Annotated in this window: 12 protein-coding genes, 6 tRNA genes, 3 rRNA genes and 2 pseudogenes; 8 read left to right on the forward strand and 15 right to left on the reverse strand. The window is 59.3% G+C overall.

Annotated features, from left to right (window positions below):
• Positions 1-30 precede the first annotated feature (30 nt).
• The 15 genes and pseudogenes from nusG to B0G77_RS05680 all read right to left on the reverse strand — a co-directional run bounded on the left by nusG (position 31) and on the right by B0G77_RS05680 (position 12,203).
• Positions 31-588 (reverse strand): transcription termination/antitermination protein NusG, encoded by a 558-nt coding sequence (gene nusG / locus B0G77_RS05610; RefSeq protein ID WP_133661221.1) that lies wholly within the window; start codon positions 586-588, stop codon positions 31-33.
• A 1-nt stretch (position 589) separates the two neighbouring features.
• Positions 590-970, reverse strand: a complete 381-nt coding sequence (gene secE / locus B0G77_RS05615) for a preprotein translocase subunit SecE (protein ID WP_133661222.1) — start codon at positions 968-970, stop codon at positions 590-592.
• A 35-nt stretch (positions 971-1,005) separates the two neighbouring features.
• Positions 1,006-1,081, reverse strand: a tRNA-Trp gene (locus tag B0G77_RS05620).
• Positions 1,082-1,146: 65 nt separating this feature from the next.
• Positions 1,147-2,337: an elongation factor Tu gene (tuf, locus tag B0G77_RS05625; RefSeq protein WP_133661213.1), complete on the reverse strand. Its 1,191-nt coding sequence runs from the start codon at positions 2,335-2,337 to the stop codon at positions 1,147-1,149.
• Between the two features lie 63 nt (positions 2,338-2,400).
• A tRNA-Thr gene (locus B0G77_RS05630) sits at positions 2,401-2,475 on the reverse strand.
• 14 nt (positions 2,476-2,489) lie between these two features.
• Positions 2,490-2,563 (reverse strand) — tRNA-Gly (locus B0G77_RS05635).
• A gap of 38 nt (positions 2,564-2,601) precedes the next feature.
• Positions 2,602-2,687 (reverse strand) — tRNA-Tyr (locus tag B0G77_RS05640).
• Positions 2,688-2,832: 145 nt separating this feature from the next.
• A 5S ribosomal RNA gene (rrf, locus tag B0G77_RS05645) occupies positions 2,833-2,946 on the reverse strand.
• A 214-nt stretch (positions 2,947-3,160) separates the two neighbouring features.
• A 23S ribosomal RNA gene (locus tag B0G77_RS05650) occupies positions 3,161-6,146 on the reverse strand.
• 323 nt (positions 6,147-6,469) lie between these two features.
• Positions 6,470-6,545 (reverse strand) — tRNA-Ala (locus tag B0G77_RS05655).
• Between the two features lie 68 nt (positions 6,546-6,613).
• A tRNA-Ile gene (locus tag B0G77_RS05660) sits at positions 6,614-6,690 on the reverse strand.
• A gap of 65 nt (positions 6,691-6,755) precedes the next feature.
• Positions 6,756-8,287, reverse strand: a 16S ribosomal RNA gene (locus tag B0G77_RS05665).
• Together the 16S, 23S and 5S rRNA genes with 5 tRNA genes alongside form the textbook arrangement of a ribosomal RNA operon.
• Before the next feature lie 462 nt (positions 8,288-8,749).
• Positions 8,750-10,016 (reverse strand): annotated as a pseudogene (locus B0G77_RS05670) (SGNH/GDSL hydrolase family protein).
• A 177-nt stretch (positions 10,017-10,193) separates the two neighbouring features.
• On the reverse strand, positions 10,194-11,810 hold the full coding sequence (locus B0G77_RS05675; RefSeq protein WP_133661223.1) for an NAD(P)/FAD-dependent oxidoreductase: 1,617 nt from the start codon (positions 11,808-11,810) through the stop codon (positions 10,194-10,196).
• A 48-nt stretch (positions 11,811-11,858) separates the two neighbouring features.
• On the reverse strand, positions 11,859-12,203 hold the full coding sequence (locus B0G77_RS05680; RefSeq protein WP_133661224.1) for a helix-turn-helix domain-containing protein: 345 nt from the start codon (positions 12,201-12,203) through the stop codon (positions 11,859-11,861).
• Between the two features lie 238 nt (positions 12,204-12,441).
• On the opposite strand from B0G77_RS05680, the gene paaA reads away from it, so the two are divergent.
• The 8 genes and pseudogenes from paaA to hppD all read left to right on the forward strand — a co-directional run.
• Positions 12,442-13,440 (forward strand): 1,2-phenylacetyl-CoA epoxidase subunit PaaA, encoded by a 999-nt coding sequence (paaA, locus tag B0G77_RS05685; protein ID WP_133661225.1) that lies wholly within the window; start codon positions 12,442-12,444, stop codon positions 13,438-13,440.
• 62 nt (positions 13,441-13,502) lie between these two features.
• On the forward strand, positions 13,503-13,799 hold the full coding sequence (paaB, locus tag B0G77_RS05690; protein WP_133661226.1) for a 1,2-phenylacetyl-CoA epoxidase subunit PaaB: 297 nt from the start codon (positions 13,503-13,505) through the stop codon (positions 13,797-13,799).
• A gap of 8 nt (positions 13,800-13,807) precedes the next feature.
• On the forward strand, positions 13,808-14,611 hold the full coding sequence (paaC, locus tag B0G77_RS05695; protein ID WP_133661227.1) for a 1,2-phenylacetyl-CoA epoxidase subunit PaaC: 804 nt from the start codon (positions 13,808-13,810) through the stop codon (positions 14,609-14,611).
• Between the two features lie 30 nt (positions 14,612-14,641).
• Positions 14,642-15,199, forward strand: a complete 558-nt coding sequence (gene paaD / locus B0G77_RS05700) for a 1,2-phenylacetyl-CoA epoxidase subunit PaaD (RefSeq protein ID WP_133661228.1) — start codon at positions 14,642-14,644, stop codon at positions 15,197-15,199.
• Position 15,200: 1 nt separating this feature from the next.
• Entirely contained in the window at positions 15,201-16,289 is a 1,089-nt protein-coding gene (gene paaE, locus B0G77_RS05705) for a 1,2-phenylacetyl-CoA epoxidase subunit PaaE (RefSeq protein ID WP_133661229.1), read from the forward strand.
• Positions 16,290-16,494: 205 nt separating this feature from the next.
• Positions 16,495-17,100, forward strand: a complete 606-nt coding sequence (locus B0G77_RS05710) for a TetR/AcrR family transcriptional regulator (protein ID WP_133661230.1) — start codon at positions 16,495-16,497, stop codon at positions 17,098-17,100.
• A gap of 232 nt (positions 17,101-17,332) precedes the next feature.
• Positions 17,333-18,001, forward strand: coding sequence for a GNAT family N-acetyltransferase (locus tag B0G77_RS05715; RefSeq protein ID WP_133661231.1), 669 nt, complete (start codon positions 17,333-17,335; stop codon positions 17,999-18,001).
• A 114-nt stretch (positions 18,002-18,115) separates the two neighbouring features.
• Positions 18,116-19,042, forward strand: a pseudogene (gene hppD / locus B0G77_RS05720) (4-hydroxyphenylpyruvate dioxygenase); the annotation flags it as partial.
• Between the last annotated feature and the right edge of the window lie 74 nt (positions 19,043-19,116).

Consider the following 19,116-nt stretch of genomic DNA (forward strand, 5'->3'; position numbering starts at 1 on the left):
AGCCACATGGCACGATCCGCAAAATCTGGATTACAACTTCTCGACTTGGCCGAATTCCAGTTCCACCGGCGTGGCGCGGCCGAAAATCGTGACGGAAACGCGAACGCGTGACTTCTCGTAATTCACTTCTTCTACGCTTCCGTTGAAATCCGTGAACGGACCATCCTTCACACGGATCATCTCACCCACTTCAAACAGTGTCTTTGGACGCGGCTTCTCCACGCCTTCCTGCATCTGCGACATGATCTTCTCGACTTCCCGAGGGGAAATCGGGCTTGGACGGTTGCGCGCGCCGCCGACAAAGCCGGTCACCTTTGCTGTGTTCTTTACGAGATGCCACGTTTCGTCGGTCATTTCCATCTCGACGAGCACATAGCCCGGAAAGAAGCGGCGTTCTGTCACCGATTTGTGACCGCCCTTTACCTCGACGACTTCTTCTGTCGGGACAAGAATCTGGCCAAATTTGTCTTGCATGCCGGCGCGCTCAATGCGCTCCTGAAGCGCACGTTGCACGCTCTTCTCCATGCCGGAGTACGCGTGCACGACGTACCAACGCTTACCGCTCGGGGATACCGGAGTATCATTCATGTCATTTCCAACCCAGAATCACCGAGAAAATCGCCCATTCAATGGATTTGTCGCTAATCCAGAGAAACAGCGCCATAACGAGCACGAACCCGAATACCACCAGCGTCGTTTGTGTCGCCTCTTTGCGAGTCGGCCAGACGACCTTGCGGACTTCCTTGTACGAGTCCTTGGCGAATGCGATGAACCCTTTGCCGGGAGCAGACAGAAGACCGACTGCCACACCCGCAATCGCGCCAACAGCCAATGCCGCGCCGCGAATGTACCATTCCTGGCCGGTGAGCCAGAAGAACCCCACGAACCCGGCCAAGACCAACAATACGCCCGCGACGAGCATCAGCTTGTCGCCGGAAGTATTCACAGTTTCGACGGAAGGATTCGCCATAACACCTTAACGAGCGCCATATGCGGCGCGAGAGTTGGCAGGGGCAGAGGGAATCGAACCCCCAACCTTCGGTTTTGGAGACCGACGCTCTGCCAGTTGAGCTATACCCCTAAACCATTTTGGGGCTGACGACACCGCCAACCCCGAAACAACCGATCAGCGAGAACTAGCTGGCTTTACTCGATGATCTTGGCGACGACACCGGCGCCGACGGTACGGCCACCTTCACGGATGGCGAAGCGCAGGCCTTCTTCCATCGCGATCGGCGCGATCAGCTTCACCGTGATCGACACGTTGTCGCCCGGCATCACCATTTCCTTGTCCTTCGGCAACTCGATCGAACCCGTCACGTCCGTCGTCCGGAAGTAGAACTGCGGGCGATAGTTGTTGAAGAACGGCGTATGACGACCGCCTTCGTCCTTGCTCAGCACGTACACTTCTGCCGTGAAGTGCGTGTGCGGCGTGATCGAACCCGGCTTGGCCAGCACCTGACCACGCTCCACGTCTTCGCGCTTCGTGCCGCGCAGCAGGATACCCACGTTGTCGCCGGCCTGACCCTGGTCGAGCAGCTTGCGGAACATTTCCACGCCCGTGCAGGTCGTCTTCACCGTCGGCTTGATACCGACAATTTCGATTTCCTCGCCGACCTTCACCACGCCACGCTCCACGCGGCCCGTCACCACCGTGCCACGACCCGAGATCGAGAACACGTCTTCCACCGGCATCAGGAACGCACCGTCAACTGCGCGCTCCGGCGTCGGGATGTACGTGTCCAGCGCGTCAGCCAGGTTCATGATCGCCACTTCACCCAGTTCGCCCTTGTCGCCTTCCAGCGCCAGCTTGGCCGAACCCTTGATGATCGGCGTTTCGTCGCCCGGGAAGTCGTACTTCGACAACAGCTCGCGCACTTCCATTTCCACCAGCTCGAGCAGCTCGGCGTCGTCCACCATGTCGCACTTGTTCAGGAACACGATGATGTACGGCACACCAACCTGACGCGCCAGCAGGATGTGCTCACGCGTTTGCGGCATCGGACCGTCTGCAGCCGAGCACACCAGGATTGCGCCGTCCATCTGCGCTGCGCCCGTGATCATGTTCTTCACATAGTCAGCGTGGCCCGGGCAGTCGACGTGGGCATAGTGGCGGTTCGCCGTCTCGTATTCCACGTGCGCCGTGTTGATCGTGATACCGCGTGCCTTTTCTTCCGGCGCCGCGTCGATCTGGTCGTATGCCTTCGCTTCGCCGCCGAACTTCGCGGTCAGAACCGTCGTGATCGCTGCCGTCAGCGTGGTCTTGCCATGATCAACGTGACCAATCGTGCCGACGTTCACGTGCGGCTTGGTCCGCTCGAATTTACCCTTGGCCATTTTCGACTCCTAAGAGGATTTTTCCGTACGTTGCGCCGGGCGCAAACAATCACCGATTACTTCTGGTGCCCATGGGCAGGATCGAACTGCCGACCTCTCCCTTACCAAGGGAGTGCTCTACCACTGAGCCACATGGGCGCTGCATCTAATACTGGAGCGGGTGAAGGGAATCGAACCCTCGTCGTAAGCTTGGAAGGCTTCTGCTCTACCATTGAGCTACACCCGCATTGACCTTTCGATTCCCTTTCGCTACAGCTTGCATTCTGGTGGAGGAGGTTGGATTCGAACCAACGTAGGCGTAAGCCAACAGATTTACAGTCTGCCCCCTTTAGCCACTCGGGCACCCCTCCGCAGAGAACTGATGATTATGATGAAGAACAGACACAATGTCAAGCAACGCTTGATACGTCCAACTCATCGGCTCTCACATATAGTGAGTCTTGTAAACGCAGAAACCCCACCTTTTCGGGGTGGGGTTTCTGGTGCTGCAGGGGAGCCTGACGATTACCTACTTTCACACGGGCAATCCGCACTATCATCGGCGTGGAGTCGTTTCACGGTCCTGTTCGGGATGGGAAGGGGTGGTACCGACACGCTATGGTCATCAGGCATGACTTGTTGTCGCGCTGCGGGGGTTCTGGGCCCGGGGCAGCACAACCAATCGGGAAGAAGTAGTTGCCGATGATGGCTCATCAGCGGGATGCGGGCTGTGATGTGTCGGGCACAACACCGGTCTCAACCTGAGCGCGTTACCCCCTTCGGGGGTGGGATCACTGTAAGCGCTGAAGCGCTAACATTGATCGACACAAAACACACTGGTTATAGGATCAAGCCTTACGGGCAATTAGTATCAGTTAGCTTAACGCATTACTGCGCTTCCACACCTGACCTATCAACGTCCTGGTCTTGAACGACCCTTCAAGGGGCTCGAAGCCCCGGGGATATCTCATCTTAAGGCGAGTTTCCCGCTTAGATGCTTTCAGCGGTTATCTCTTCCGAACATAGCTACCCGGCGATGCCACTGGCGTGACAACCGGTACACCAGAGGTTCGTCCACTCCGGTCCTCTCGTACTAGGAGCAGCCCCCTTCAAATATCCAGCGCCCACGGCAGATAGGGACCAAACTGTCTCACGACGTTTTAAACCCAGCTCACGTACCTCTTTAAATGGCGAACAGCCATACCCTTGGGACCGGCTACAGCCCCAGGATGAGATGAGCCGACATCGAGGTGCCAAACACCGCCGTCGATATGAACTCTTGGGCGGTATCAGCCTGTTATCCCCAGAGTACCTTTTATCCGTTGAGCGATGGCCCTTCCATACAGAACCACCGGATCACTATGACCTGCTTTCGCACCTGCTCGACTTGTCGGTCTCGCAGTTAAGCACGCTTATGCCATTGCACTATCAGCACGATTTCCGACCGTACCTAGCGTACCTTCGTACTCCTCCGTTACACTTTGGGAGGAGACCGCCCCAGTCAAACTGCCTACCATGCACTGTCCCCGACCCGGATCACGGGCCAAGGTTAGAACCTCAAACAAGCCAGGGTGGTATTTCAAGGACGGCTCCACGCAAACTGGCGTTCACGCTTCATAGCCTCCCACCTATCCTACACAGACCGGTTCAAAGTCCAATGCAAAGCTGCAGTAAAGGTTCATGGGGTCTTTCCGTCTAGCCGCGGGGAGATTGCATCATCACAAACACTTCAACTTCGCTGAGTCTCGGGAGGAGACAGTGTGGCCATCGTTACGCCATTCGTGCAGGTCGGAACTTACCCGACAAGGAATTTCGCTACCTTAGGACCGTTATAGTTACGGCCGCCGTTTACCGGGACTTCAATCAAGAGCTTGCACCCCATCATTTAATCTTCCGGCACCGGGCAGGCGTCACACCCTATACGTCCACTTTCGTGTTTGCAGAGTGCTGTGTTTTTATTAAACAGTCGCAGCCACCAGTTTATTGCAACCCCTTCACCCTTCTGGCGCAGGCCAGTCAAGCTACCGGGGCGTACCTTATCCCGAAGTTACGGTACCAATTTGCCGAGTTCCTTCTCCCGAGTTCTCTCAAGCGCCTTAGAATACTCATCTCGCCCACCTGTGTCGGTTTGCGGTACGGTCATCGTGAAACTGAAGCTTAGAGGCTTTTCCTGGAACCCCTTCCAGTTGCTTCGCCGCCTAAGCGGCTCGTCCCATGCCCTTGAATTACGCGCCCGGATTTGCCAAAGCGCCTTCTCCAACACAGGAACCGGGACTTCCAACACCCGGACAACCTTCCGCGATCCGTCCCCCCATCGCATTTCACAATGGTGCAGAAATATTAATCTGCTTCCCATCAGCTACGCATTTCTGCCTCGCCTTAGGGGCCGACTCACCCTACGCCGATGAACGTTGCGTAGGAAACCTTGGGCTTACGGCGAGGGGGCCTTTCACCCCCTTTATCGCTACTCATGTCAGCATTCGCACTTCCGATACCTCCAGCACACTTTCCAGTGCACCTTCGCAGGCTTACGGAACGCTCTCCTACCATGCACATTGCTGTGCATCCGCAGCTTCGGTATATTGCTTAGCCCCGTTACATCTTCCGCGCAGGACGACTCGATCAGTGAGCTATTACGCTTTCTTTAAAGGGTGGCTGCTTCTAAGCCAACCTCCTGACTGTTTTAGCCTTCCCACTTCGTTTCCCACTTAGCAATATTTGGGGACCTTAGCTGGCGGTCTGGGTTGTTTCCCTCTTGACACCGGACGTTAGCACCCGATGTCTGTCTCCCGTGATTGCACTCTTCGGTATTCGGAGTTTGCTATGGCGAAGTAATCCGCAATGGACCCTTCAACCATGACAGTGCTCTACCCCCGAAGGTGATACACGAGGCACTACCTAAATAGTTTTCGGAGAGAACCAGCTATTTCCAGGTTTGTTTAGCCTTTCACCCCTATCCACAGCTCATCCCCTAACTTTTCAACGTTAGTGGGTTCGGACCTCCAGTACGTGTTACCGCACCTTCATCCTGGCCATGGATAGATCACCTGGTTTCGGGTCTACACCCAGCGACTGAACGCCCTGTTCGGACTCGCTTTCGCTACGCCTGCCCTAATCGGTTAAGCTTGCCACTGAATGTAAGTCGCTGACCCATTATACAAAAGGTACGCCGTCACCCCGCTTTAAGCGCTCTCGCGCTTAAATCCGCCCTAAGCGCGCAGCTGTCCTGTTTCAGACTCGATGTCTTTTGACGCACTCACTTCGTGAGCGCGCCCAAAGCGCTTAAAGCGGGGCTCCGACTGTTTGTATGCATGCGGTTTCAGGATCTGTTTCACTCCCCTCCCGGGGTTCTTTTCGCCTTTCCCTCACGGTACTGGTTCACTATCGGTCGATCACGAGTATTTAGCCTTGGAGGATGGTCCCCCCATCTTCAGACAGGATTTCACGTGTCCCGCCCTACTTCTCGTACACCCAGTTCTTCCTCGCTGTTTTCGCCTACAGGGCTATCACCTGCTATGGCCGCACTTTCCAGAGCGTTCGGCTAACAACAAAGATAAAGAGTACAGGCTGCTCCCATTTCGCTCGCCACTACTCTGGGAATCTCGGTTGATTTCTTTTCCTGCGGTTACTTAGATGTTTCAGTTCACCGCGTTCGCTTCACATGGCCTATGTATTCAGCCATGGATACCTCAAAAGAGGTGGGTTTCCCCATTCGGACATCTTCGGATCAAAGCTCGTTTGCCAGCTCCCCGAAGCTTTTCGCAGGCTACCGCGTCCTTCATCGCCTGTGATCGCCAAGGCATCCACCACATGCACTTGTTCGCTTGACCCTATAACGAGTGTGTCTTCCCGGGCCCCGACGGGGACCGTGTCCTCACACACATTACAGGTTGAGTATTCGTGTTGCGCCGTATTCCAAAGCAATCTTTCGATCACCTTTAAAATACATCGATACAATCACAACCCTGATTCACCTACTCGGACACCCATCTCGAGGCACCCTTTCGTGAATCTCTTTACTACTTCTTCCTGATTGTTAAAGAACGACAGCCGATAGCATGATCACCGATCACCTATCACTCTGACTGGCTCAATCGCCAATGCAAAACGCTCTGCACCGCATACCGCCGGCAGAACACTGCGCATTGAGGATTGGTGGAGGATGACGGGATCGAACCGACGACCCCCTGCTTGCAAAGCAGGTGCTCTCCCAGCTGAGCTAATCCCCCAGTCATGCACGCACACCGCTGTGCGCATCCGCTACCCCAGGGGTGCACCGATCAGCCACCGCAGACAATGGTGGGTCTGGATGGATTCGAACCATCGACCCCCGCCTTATCAAGACGGTGCTCTAACCGACTGAGCTACAGACCCCTGAGTCTGTCTTTTTCACAGCCGATAAGCGTGAGCGCTCAACGTTGAACACGTGTTGGCTCGAGAAAGGAGGTGATCCAGCCGCACCTTCCGATACGGCTACCTTGTTACGACTTCACCCCAGTCATGAATCCTACCGTGGTGACCGTCCTCCTTGCGGTTAGACTAGCCACTTCTGGTAAAACCCACTCCCATGGTGTGACGGGCGGTGTGTACAAGACCCGGGAACGTATTCACCGCGGCATGCTGATCCGCGATTACTAGCGATTCCAGCTTCACGCAGTCGAGTTGCAGACTGCGATCCGGACTACGATCGGTTTTCTGGGATTGGCTCCCCCTCACGGGTTGGCAGCCCTCTGTTCCGACCATTGTATGACGTGTGAAGCCCTACCCATAAGGGCCATGAGGACTTGACGTCATCCCCACCTTCCTCCGGTTTGTCACCGGCAGTCTCCCTAGAGTGCTCTTGCGTAGCAACTAGGGACAAGGGTTGCGCTCGTTGCGGGACTTAACCCAACATCTCACGACACGAGCTGACGACAGCCATGCAGCACCTGTGCGACGGTTCTCTTTCGAGCACCCCGGCCTTTCAGCCAGGCTCCGTCCATGTCAAGGGTAGGTAAGGTTTTTTCGCGTTGCATCGAATTAATCCACATCATCCACCGCTTGTGCGGGTCCCCGTCAATTCCTTTGAGTTTTAATCTTGCGACCGTACTCCCCAGGCGGTCAACTTCACGCGTTAGCTACGTTACCAAGTCAATGAAGACCCGACAACTAGTTGACATCGTTTAGGGCGTGGACTACCAGGGTATCTAATCCTGTTTGCTCCCCACGCTTTCGTGCATGAGCGTCAGTATTGGCCCAGGGGGCTGCCTTCGCCATCGGTATTCCTCCACATCTCTACGCATTTCACTGCTACACGTGGAATTCTACCCCCCTCTGCCATACTCTAGCCCGCCAGTCACAAATGCAGTTCCCAGGTTAAGCCCGGGGATTTCACATCTGTCTTAACGAACCGCCTGCGCACGCTTTACGCCCAGTAATTCCGATTAACGCTCGCACCCTACGTATTACCGCGGCTGCTGGCACGTAGTTAGCCGGTGCTTATTCTTCCGGTACCGTCATCCCCCCGCCGTATTAGGGCTGAGGTTTTCTTTCCGGACAAAAGTGCTTTACAACCCGAAGGCCTTCTTCACACACGCGGCATTGCTGGATCAGGGTTGCCCCCATTGTCCAAAATTCCCCACTGCTGCCTCCCGTAGGAGTCTGGGCCGTGTCTCAGTCCCAGTGTGGCTGGTCGTCCTCTCAGACCAGCTACAGATCGTCGCCTTGGTAGGCCTTTACCCCACCAACCAGCTAATCTGCCATCGGCCGCCCCTTGAGCGCGAGGTCTTGCGATCCCCCGCTTTCCTCCTCAGAGCGTATGCGGTATTAATCCGGCTTTCGCCGGGCTATCCCCCACTCCAGGACACGTTCCGATGTATTACTCACCCGTTCGCCACTCGCCACCAGGGTTGCCCCCGTGCTGCCGTTCGACTTGCATGTGTAAGGCATGCCGCCAGCGTTCAATCTGAGCCAGGATCAAACTCTTCAGTTCAAACCTGTTACTGTTTTTCGGTTGTTTTACCAACCGGTCGCTCACTCAACGTACTGACGAATGATCCAACCGTCTCGCGACGGCCAAACCTTCCTTTCATTACTGTGTGAGACTTGATACCTTCGCCTGTCCTGACCGGCCCCGAAGGACCCGCCAGCGCGTCGCCATCAAGCGCCCACACTTATCGGCTGTTAGTTTTTAAAGATCGATCCGCCTCGCGCGCCGCACCGGTCAGACCACCCTCCGGTACCGCCTCGCCCTGCGTCGCTGCATCAGCAGCAGAGAAACGAGATTATGAAGCAACTTTTTCGCTTCGTCAACAACATTTTTTCGCTTTCACTTAAAACCTGATGACGTTGCGGCCGCTGATTTTTGCAGCGGCCCTCGTTTGCAAACGAGGAGGCGAATAGTAGACGAACATCCCTCTGACGACAAGCGAATAAGGCGAATCTTTTTCGCCCCTCATTTCCGCGTCGCACTCATCACCGCCTCGAGCGGCATCGCATCAGCCATTGCCGCGTAGCCAGCATCGCTCGGATGAATGTGATCGCCACTGTCATAAGTGCGTTGCAGGCGTTCAGGTTGCGCCGGATCACGCAATGCGGCGTCGAAATCAACGACACCGTCGAACGCGCGCCCCGTCCGGATCCACTGATTGACAGCCAGCCGGATGCTTTCCCGCTGCGGAGGAAGCGCGGCCGGCGTCAGCGTGGCTCCAAAAACCCGGACGCCGTGCTTGTGAGCTGCGGCGATAACCCTCTGATAACCATCGATCAAAGCGGCCGCGCTCACCGGCGTGTGAGGAGAATCACAATCCAGCCCGGCGTGAGGCGGCATGTCGGCAAAATTGATGTCGTTGATGCCGATCAGCAAGATCGCCGTTTTTACTCCCGGGCGCTCGAGCACATCGCGGTCGAATCGCTTGACCAAAGCGTCGCCGTAGCACGGTGAGTCACTAAGCAAGCGATTTCCGCTGATACCAAGATTGACGACCGCGACAGACCGATCGCCCGAGTGGGCAAGTTTGCGCGCAAACGCGTCCGGCCAGCGGCGGTTCTGGTTCAGGCTCGAACGCATTCCGTCGGTGATCGAGTCGCCGATCGCAGCAACAGCAACGGCCGACGGCGCATCCACCGACAGACCCGTCACCCAGGCATATTGCGTAAACCGCGCATGAAACGCATCACCCGCCGAATCGCCGGCATGATTGCCTGGCGTAGAAACGTAATTGACCTGGTTTGAAACGCGATGCCACGCCGCGAGCCGCTGGTCCGGCCCCATGTACGAGCTGATCACATACGGCGCGCCATCGACGATATCGACAGGCACCGCGTCACTCTCCATCGCACCACCGGCGGGCACACTCACCGACGTTTTTTCCGCCAAAGGTGACACGAACGCCGCCCCCTTGCACCGCGGCGCCCCCGGCCGAACGGCTGATCCGCAGATCCCCGATGACGAGGGGTTCCTTGCCGTATTCGTTACTGATGTGCAAGCGAACGACGCTCCCGGACAGGGTCGGATAAACGATCTGTCTTACCGTGCGCCCCGCCACGTCCGGCGCGCGGTACAAGGGTGGCAAGTCGGCTCGCTGGGGAATCGGCTGAAGCGCGGTGGCCCAAGCGGTGACCCAATGCCCGGGGGTATCGGCGGCAAAGGAGACTAAGGGGATTGCAAACTGAGAGAGCAGAACGGCGCCACAGGCGGCGACCAGCGTACGGAGGCTCATTCGGATGATCGGTCGAAAGCAAAGCGCCCATTGTGCCCGATCGGCCGCGGCCCGACGGCGCAGCGGCGCGATCACGTCACGGAAAGAGCTGCCGGACGAAAAACGACACGCCTAAGTAGCACATCCCTGCGCAGGCCGCCCCTCCGACGCCACGCTACCGGGCATGAAAGGCTCGATTCACGACGCCGACATCATGTCCAGCGCCAGCGCTTCCGCCACTTCAATCCCATCGATGGCCGCCGAATAGATGCCGCCGGCATATCCCGCCCCTTCGCCAGCCGGATACAGCCCTTCGACATTCACGCTCTGGAAATTGTCTTTCCGGCGGACCCGAATCGGCGATGAAGTCCGGGTCTCCACACCCGTGAGCACCGCGTCGTGCATGGCGAAGCCTGATATCTTCCTGTCGATTTCAGGCAACGCTTCGCGGATGGCTTCGATTACATAATCGGGCAGCGCGGTGCTGAGATCGGTCGGATGGACGCCCGGCTTGTAGGACGGCACCACCGAGCCCAGCGATGTGGACGGCCGGCCCGCTATGAAGTCACCGACCAGCTGCCCCGGCGCACAGTAATTCCCGCCGCCCAGCTCGAACGCCCGCTCTTCCCATTTGCGCTGGAAAGCGATGCCCGCGAGCGGGCCGCCCGGATAGTCGTCCGGCGTGATGCCGACGACAATCCCGGCATTGGCGTTACGCTCAGCCCGGGAATACTGGCTCATGCCGTTGGTCACCACACGGCCAGGCTCTGAGGTTGCAGCGACCACCGTGCCGCCCGGGCACATGCAAAAGCTGTAGACCGCGCGCCCGTTGCTGCAATGATGGATGACCTTGTAGTCCGCCGCGCCGAGTTCCTTGTGACCGGCAAATTTACCGAAGCGGCTGCGATCGATCAGTCCTTGTGGGTGCTCGATCCGGAAACCCAGCGAGAACGGCTTGGCTTCGATAAAAACACCACGTTCGTGCAGCATTTCGAAGGTATCGCGAGCGCTGTGCCCCACGGCCAGCACCACATGATCGCAGCGCAGGGTTTCGCCGTTCGACAGCACGAGCCCACGCACCTTGCCCTGTTCGATTTCGATGTCGTCGACCCGGGTCTCGAAGCGCACCTCACCGCCCAGCTGGTGGATGGTGGCGCGCATTTTTTCCACCATGCTGACGAGGCGGAACGTACCGATATGCGGCCGGCTCAGATAGAGAATGTCTTCCGGCGCTCCCGCCCTGACGAACTCGTCGAGCACTTTGCGGCCGTAGTGCTTGGGATCCTTGATCTGGCTGTACAGCTTGCCGTCGGAAAACGTACCGGCCCCGCCCTCCCCAAACTGCACATTGGATTCGGGGTTGAGCACACTCTTGCGCCACAGCCCGAACGTGTCCTTGGTCCGCTCACGCACGGCCTTGCCGCGCTCAAGGATGATCGGACGGAAACCCATCTGCGCGAGGATCAGACCCGCGAACAGCCCGCATGGCCCCATACCGATCACGACCGGCCGCAATGCCGTGCTGCGCTCAGGCGCCCGGGTGACAAAGCGGTAGGTCATGTCCGGCGTCACGCCGCAGTGCGGCTTGCCGGCCGTCCGCTTGATGACAGCGGCTTCGTCCCTGACTTCGATATCGACGATATACGTCAGCTTGATGTCGGAACGCTTGCGTGCATCGTGCGCGCGACGGAACACGGTGTAACGGATGAGGCCGTCTGCCGCCACTCCGAGTTCTGCGAGACGCTTGAGAATCGCGGCTTCGAGATCGCTTTCGGTGTGATCGAGCGGGAGTTTGACTTCGCTTAGACGTAACATGAGTACCGGGGATGCGGGGGGCCGCGCAATCGCGGCCAATCGGTAATTTTATAGGTTCCCGTGCACGCCGTGGCGGCAGCGGCTGCAGGCGGTCAGCGGCGCGACGCCAGCCGTGTCGTCAGACCTCAGGGCTCGCCCCGTCTTCCTGACGAATATGCGGGCAAAAGTGCCCTGATCGGGGAACTCTGTCAGCAGCGCAATCTCGGCGAAAGAACGGTTGGGATCGCGCGGCAACTCCAGCGCCCGAGGGATGCGACGCTGGAACAGCCATTGATGCGGCGACAGCCCGGCACGCCCTTTGAACGCACGGACGAATTCCATCGGCCGCGACCCGCAGGCGCTGTAGACATCCGCCAAAGTAACCAACGCCCGCCGTGCAGGGTCGCCACGCATGGCATGAGATCCGTTTTGCTCTCACGATATCCCTAACCGGCGTTGCGATCGGCCCGAAAACGGGATCCATCGCGGACGCCGGCCCCCATTTGCATGTCGCCCTCGAAGAGGGATTCGACCGGGATCACGAGCATCCCGCGACATCGATCCACACCCTTCTTCAAAAAATTTATTAACCGACCGGTCGGTTGGTTTATACTGCCGGACATGCACAACTTCGGACGAGAGCGTTAAGACCATGTACACGCAATCCCTCGACATTCCCGGCAACGTCGCCCCGCTCGACGCCGCCGCCAGTTCGCCCGAGCAGTCCCGCTTCGATGCCGTCATGGAAGCCGACGGCAAGATCGAGCCGCAGGACTGGATGCCCGACGCGTATCGCAAGACGCTCGTGCGGCAGATTTCACAGCACGCGCACTCCGAGATCGTCGGCATGCTGCCTGAAGGCAACTGGATCACGCGCGCGCCCAGCCTGAAACGCAAGGCGATCCTGCTCGCGAAGGTACAGGACGAAGCTGGCCACGGCCTCTATCTGTATAGCGCAGCCGAAACGCTCGGCGTGTCGCGCGACCAGTTGGTCGACGCGCTCCACAGCGGCAAGGCCAAGTACTCGAGCATCTTCAATTACCCGACGCCCACGTGGGCCGATGTCGGCGTGATCGGGTGGCTCGTCGACGGCGCGGCGATCATGAACCAGATTCCGCTGTGCCGATGCACTTACGGCCCCTACGCACGCGCCATGATCCGCATCTGTAAGGAAGAGTCGTTCCACCAGCGGCAGGGTTTCGACGCACTGCTGTCGATGATGAAAGGCACCGACACCCAGCGCGAACTCGTCCAGCAGGCGGTGAATCGCTGGTGGTGGCCGGTCTTGATGATGTTCGGCCCGAGCGACAAGGATTCGATCCACAGTAACCAGTCGTCGAAATGGGGCATCAAGCGGATCTCGAACGACGATCTGCGCCAGAAATTCGTCGACGCGACGGTCGACCAGGCGAAGGTGCTCGGCGTCACCTTGCCGGACCCAGACCTCAAATGGAACGAGGAACGCGGCCACTACGACTACGGCGCGATCGACTGGGAGGAATTCTGGCGCGTCGTGAATGGCGACGGCCCGTGCAACCGCGAACGCCTCGCAACCCGCGTCAAGGCGCATGACGACGGCGCATGGGTTCGCGAAGCCGCCCTCGCCCACGCGGAAAAGCAGCGCCAGCGCGCACAGCAGCACGCCGCCTGAGCGCGGCGTCAGAGAACAGATCAACGCAGGCATACCGCCGGCAAGGATTCAGGAGATCCGCAATGGACAAGTCAGCAAACAAGGAATGGCCGATCTGGGAAGTGTTCGTGCGCAGCAAGCAGGGACTCGACCACAAGCACTGCGGCAGCCTGCACGCGTCGGACGCATCAATGGCGCTGCGCATGGCGCGCGACGTCTATACGCGCCGCCAGGAAGGCGTGAGCATCTGGGTGGTGCCGTCGTCGGCGATCACGGCGTCCGCCCCGGACGAGAAGGCCGAGTTGTTCGAACCGGCTGGCGACAAGATCTATCGCCATCCGACGTTCTATACGCTCCCCGACGAAGTCAACCACATGTAAGCGCGGACATGGACATCACGCCCCAACTTCTTTCGTACGTGCTGCGTCTCGCGGACACCGCGCTGATCCTCGGTCAGCGCAATGCCGAGTGGACCGGCCACGGCCCGATCCTCGAAGAGGACATCGCGCTCGCCAACATGAGCCTCGATCTGATCGGCCAGGCGCGCCTGCTCTACTCCCACGCTGCCGAGCTCGAAAAGGCGCTCACCGGCAAAGCGCGCACCGAGGACGACTACGCCTACTTCCGCGCAGAACGCGAATTCGCGAATTACACGCTCGCCGAGTTGCCGCACTACGGCCCGCTCTCCGGTACAGCGCGCGCGGACAAGGATTACGCGGTCACGATCGTGCGCAATTTCCTGTACGCGTCGCTAATGGCACATCTGTGGACGGCGCTCACCGCTTCAACTGACGAACAACTCGCCGCGATCGCCGCGAAGTCGATCAAGGAAACGCGCTACCACCTGCATCACTCGCGCGAGTGGCTCGTCCGCTTCGGCGACGGCACCGACGAGTCGCATCGCCGCTCGCAGGCCGCGCTCGACTATCTGCTGCCCTACACACGCGAGTTCTTCAGCACCGATGACGTCGAAGAGAGCATCGCCGCCGCCGACATCGGCCCGAAGACGGCCGACCTCGAAGCCGCATGGCTCGACGACGTCCGCGAAGCACTCGACGAAGCCACGCTGACGCTGCCCGAACCGGTAAAACACGTCACCACCGGCAAGCACGGCGAGCATTCCGAGCATATGGGCTACGTGCTGGCCGAGATGCAAAGCATTGCGCGCCAGCATCCCGGCGCGACCTGGTAAGCATCGACAAACCACCCTGGAGCCCCGACGATGACCGCCACCCTCGCCGCCCGCCCCGATCCGACGGATGCCGCGGACGCCGCGCTCGACCATGCCTGGTCCGTACTCGAAGCCGTGCCCGATCCGGAAATTCCGGTCGTGTCGATCCGCGAGCTGGGCATCCTGCGCGACGTTCGCCGGGCTGCCGACGGCGTGCTCGAAGTCGTCATTACGCCGACCTATTCGGGTTGCCCGGCGATGTCGCAGATTGCCGAGGACATCGGCATGGCGCTCGATGCAGCCGGTCTTAAGCCGCACCGGATCGCAACGGTGCTCGCGCCCGCCTGGACCACCGACTGGATGACCGCCGACGCCCGCGAAAAACTCCGTGCGTACGGCATCGCTCCGCCGACTGGCAATTGCACAAGCACTCCGGCGGTCGGCGAGAAGGTCATCCGTTTCGTGCCCCGTCCCATGGCCGCACCGGCCTGCCCGCGCTGCGGTTCGGCGCATACCGAGCGGCTCGCGCAATTCGGCTCGACGGCCTGCAAGGCGCTGTACCGCTGCATCGACTGCCGCGAACCCTTCGACTACTTCAAACCATACTGATATGGCCACCCCGCAATTTCATCCGCTGCGCATCCGGGAAGTGCGGCCCGAAACCGCCGACGCGGTTTCGGTCGCCTTCGAAGTCCCTGTCGAGCTGCGCGAGCAGTATCGCTTCACGCAAGGGCAGTTCGTCACGCTGAAAACGCATATCGACGGTGAAGAAACGCGCCGCTCGTACTCGATCTGTGTCGGTGTCACCGACTATGATCGCGACGGCGAACTGCGCATCGGCATCAAGCGCGTGCGCGGCGGCCGCTTCTCGAACTTCGCATTCGACACGCTGCAGCCTGGTCATACGATCGACGTGATGACGCCGGACGGCCGCTTTTTCACGCATCTGAACGCGGAACAAGGCCAGCAGTATGTGGCGTTCTCGGGCGGCTCGGGCATCACGCCGGTGCTCGCGATCATCAAGACGACGCTTGAGATTGAGCCGCGCAGCACGTTCACCCTGGTGTACGGCAACCGCAGCGTCGACCAGATCATGTTCGCCGAAGAACTCGAAGACCTGAAGAACCGCTTCATGAACCGGTTCGTCCTGTATCACGTGCTGTCGGACGATCTCCAGGACGTCGAACTGTTCAACGGCGTGCTCGACCAGGGAAAGTGCGCGGAATTTCTGGAGACACTGATTCCGGCGGCTACGATCGAAGAAGCATTCATCTGCGGCCCCGAGCCCATGATGGACGCTGCCGAAGGGGCGCTGAAAGCGGCAGGCGTGCCGTCGGCGAACGTGCACGTCGAGCGTTTCGGGACCCCGCTGCCGCAAGCGGGCGTGCCGCCCGTCGAAATTACCGACGACATGCCCGCCGCCGACCTCGAAATCGTGCTCGACGGCAAAAAGCGCAAGCTGCGGCTGCCGTATCAGGGCGTGAGCGTGCTCGACGTCGGTCTGCGCGCCGGACTCGCGCTGCCCTACGCGTGCAAAGGCGGCGTGTGCTGTACGTGCCGCGCGAAGGTGTTGGAGGGCGAGGTGAAGATGGAGAAGAACTACACGCTCGAAGAGCACGAAATCCGCGACGGTTTCGTGCTGACATGCCAGTGTCATCCCGTGAGCGACCGGGTGGTCGTGAGTTACGACGAACGATAGCTGGCGCCGGGGTCGTGACGCTGCCGGATTTCTGCGGCAGTCCGGCGCACGGGTCATGGTAGTCGCCCCGCACAAGCCCACCGCAACCCGCTTTCAGCCTGCCCGCGATCCGCTTACACTAGGGGCCGCTCGCCAACCGGAACGTTGTTCCGGTTGGCGAGCGGCCCTTTTTCATCACCGAGTTGCCCACTCTCTGCCGCTAATCATGGCCCGCACCCGAGCCCCAGACCACGAAACCCAGCGCGACCAGATCCTCGACCTGGCCGCCGAAAAATTTGCGCAGACGAGCTACCCAAGCACATCGATGGCCGAACTGGCCGCAGCCAGCGGCACGTCGAAGGCGCGTCTCTACCACTACTACGAGAGCAAGGAAGCGATCCTGTTCGATCTGCTCGACCGCTACACGAAGCGGCTAATGCTGATCATCGCGGAAGTCGAAGGCTCCAGCCAGCGGCGCGGCCTGAGCGAACGCGAAACCTTTGCCGAACTGATCCGGGCCTTTCTCACCGAGTACGAAACGTCGCACAGCCGCCACGTCGCGCTGCTGAACGACGTCAAATATCTCGTCGACGCGCAGCGCGAAATCATCCTGAACCGCCAGCGCGATGTCGTCGCGGCATTTGCGCGACAGCTTTCCCGCGCCTACCCGGACCGCGCAACGAAGGAAAACCAGACCGCACTCACGATGATGGTGTTCGGGATGATCAACTGGACCTTCACCTGGCTCAAGCCCGGCGGCAGCCTGGGATATCCGGAATTTGCCGAGCAGGTTGTCGACGTGGTCGATCGCGGCCTGCGCTCCCCCGAGTGATCCCGCACAGCAACAATAGCGGCGATTGACGCACAGCGCGGCAAAACAACACTATCTCGCACGCTCGTTCGAAATAATTAATGTTTATAATCAAATATATAAATTAAGGGCCTAACCGGGCTAGAACTTGTCCTCGAACAGGAATACGGGTTTTCCCTAGTGATCGGCTTGCGTTTCCGATAGAATTCGTTTTGCGGCGCATCATGCCGCCCGACGAAAAGGAGAACCCAACATGACCCAGACCACTAACCGCACCCACGAGCTGATCGAGACATCCGATCGGCTGCTGCCAGTTGCCGGTCGCGCGCCTGCTCTTGTCCGGGAACTTACCCCAGTCGATCGTGAACGCCTGCTCACCCACTTTCTCACGCTCGACGCGGACGACCGGCTGCTGCGGTTTGGCCAGATCGTGCCGGATCGTGTGATCGAGAACTACGTCCGCACGATCGATTTTTCACGCGACACCGTTTTCGGCGTCTTCGACAACCAGCTGCAACTGGTCGGCGTCGGCCATCTGGCCTATCTGCCGGCTGAAGGCGACAAGCGCACTGCGGAATTCGGCGTGTCCGTGCTGGAGAGTGCCCGCGGCCAGGGCATCGGCACAAGGCTGTTCGAGCGCGCCGCGATCCGCAGCCGCAATACCCATATCACGATGCTCTACATGCACTGCCTGTCGCGGAATTCGACGATGATGCACATCGCGAAGAAGTCCGGCATGAAAATCGAGTATGCGTACGGCGAAGCGGATGCCTATCTGACACTCAAGCCCGCCGATCAGTCGAGCATCATCGCCGAGATGCTGCAGGAACAGGCTGCCGTGTTCGACTACGCGCTCAAGCGTCAGGCACGTAACGCATCGAAGATTTTCGAATCGTTGATACCGACTGCTGCCGCCGCCTGAATGGCGTAACGGCGCAAGAAGCGAAAGGGCGGCCTGGCCGCCCTTTTTTCATGGACGCGCGAGATGGGCACCTGCCCGAAACTTGCGCCCTCAGCGAATCGGCAGCGCGGTCGTTTCATCGTCAACGCTGAACCGGATTCGTTTGCGCAACGCTTTGCCCGCCTGCATGGCCCGTCGATCTGCGCGATCGCCTTCCGCGTTCAGGACGCAGCGAAGGCGTACCAGCAAGCGCTCGAACTCGGCGCCTGGGGCTTTGACAACAAGACCGGCCCGATGGAACTGAACATCCCGGCCATCAAGGGCATCGGCGACTCGCTGATCTATTTCGTCGACCGCTGGCGTGGCGAGAATGGCGCCGAACCGCACAGCATCGGCGACATCAGCATTTACGACGTGGACTTCGTTCCGATCGAAGGTGCGAATCCCAACCCGGTCGGTCACGGGCTCACCTATATCGATCACCTGACGCACAACGTTCACCGCGGCCGCATGCAGGAATGGGCGGAGTTCTATGAGCGCCTCTTCAACTTCCGTGAAGTGCGTTACTTCAACATCGAAGGCAAGGTGACCGGCGTGAAGTCGAAGGCGACGACGTCGCCCTGCGGCAAGATCCGCATTCCGATCAACGAGGAAGGCTCGGAGACGGCGGGTCAGATTCAGGAATATCTCGACGCGTACCACGGCGAAGGCATCCAGCACATCGCACTTGGCAGCAACGATATCTACCGGACGGTGGACGGCCTGCGCGCGTCGAACATCGCGCTGCTCGATACGATCGACACGTATTACGAACTGGTCGACCGGCGCGTGCCGAACCACGGCGAGCCGCTTGCCGAACTTCGCAAGCGCAAGATCCTGATCGATGGCGCACCGGACGACCTGCTGCTGCAGATCTTCACCGAGAACCAGATCGGACCAATCTTCTTCGAGATCATCCAGCGTAAGGTCAATCAGGGATTCGGTGAAGGCAACTTCAAGGCGCTGTTCGAATCGATCGAACTGGATCAGATTCGCCGTGGCGTCGTGCAGGATAAGCCCTGAACGCTTTATGCCGGTCTTCAGGCAACCCGTTTGCAAGAGGGCTGCCTGAAAACGATGCAACGCACGCCCGAAAG

The sequence above is a fragment of the Paraburkholderia sp. BL10I2N1 genome, assembly GCF_004361815.1.
In the GTDB taxonomy this organism is placed as follows: domain Bacteria; phylum Pseudomonadota; class Gammaproteobacteria; order Burkholderiales; family Burkholderiaceae; genus Paraburkholderia.